1 protein-coding gene is annotated in these 1062 nt (G+C 32.6%); it reads right to left on the bottom strand.

The features are described from left to right. Positions 1-121: 121 nt before the first annotated feature. On the bottom strand, positions 122-913 hold the full coding sequence (locus AB1414_21445) for a prepilin peptidase (GenBank protein ID MEW6609976.1): 792 nt from the start codon (positions 911-913) through the stop codon (positions 122-124). Positions 914-1062 lie beyond the last annotated feature (149 nt).

The following is a 1062-nucleotide window of genomic DNA, read 5'->3' on the forward strand; positions in this document are numbered from 1 at the left end:
TTTTCTTAGCGTCCTTTGCGCCTTTGCGAGAAATCTGTTTTAATTGCAAATCAACAATCAGGAAGTAAGAACTTCTTAACCTCTTAACTTCCTAACTTCTCAACTTCCTAACTTCTGTATTTCAATTAATTCCAGCAGTAATACCATTATACCAATCTATGATATTTTTACCATAGAATAAGATAATTAGAGCCCCAAAGACTAAATATGGTCCAAACGGAATATATTCACCAAATCTCTTTTTACCTGATAAAATTAATATCAATCCAACTAACGAGCCTAAAAATGAGGCAAAAAATAGACTTATTAAGGTATATTGCCAGCTGGCTAAAAATACACCAATGACTGCCGCCAATTTAAAATCCCCGGCACCCATGCCTTCTTTTTTAAAAATAAAAGGGCTGATAATCACGATTAAAAAGATAATCCCTCCACCAACTAATCCTGCTATTAAAGAACTAATAAATATACCTTTAAAGTAACTTATTAAAAGTCCTATGATTATCATAGGATATGTTAGAACATTAAGGATTAATTGATGTTCGAAGTCGATAAAAGTAATAATGATAAGGACTGAAACAAATAAAAGATAAATAAAGAAATCAGGTGATTTCCCAAAAAATTGCCATAACAAAAGGAATAAAACAGGGGTTAAAATTTCGACGATGAGGTATCTTGGAGAGATTTGAACACCACAATAACGGCATTTACCTTTTAAAATGAGATAACTGATAATTGGGATATTTTCCCATATCTTTATTTTGGTTTTGCAGTTTGGACAATGAGAAAAAGGAATAACAATTGATTCGTCTATTGGTAGGCGATAAATACAGACATTAAAAAAACTTCCGATTAGTGCTCCAAAGATGAATATTATTATCTGGATAAATGGTGATGGTATTAATTCTATCATAGATTTTTTCTTTCTACGGGCTCTTTAGGTTTTTAGTAACCGTTCAGCCACAGAGGCACAGAGTTCACAGAGAATTAGAGAAATTAGCCACAAATGGACACGAATTAACCTGTGACATTCGATAAATGTAGTGCGAACCTTTAGGTTCG

It is taken from the genome of bacterium (assembly GCA_040755795.1).
GTDB lineage: Bacteria > UBA9089 > CG2-30-40-21 > CG2-30-40-21 > SBAY01 > JBFLXS01.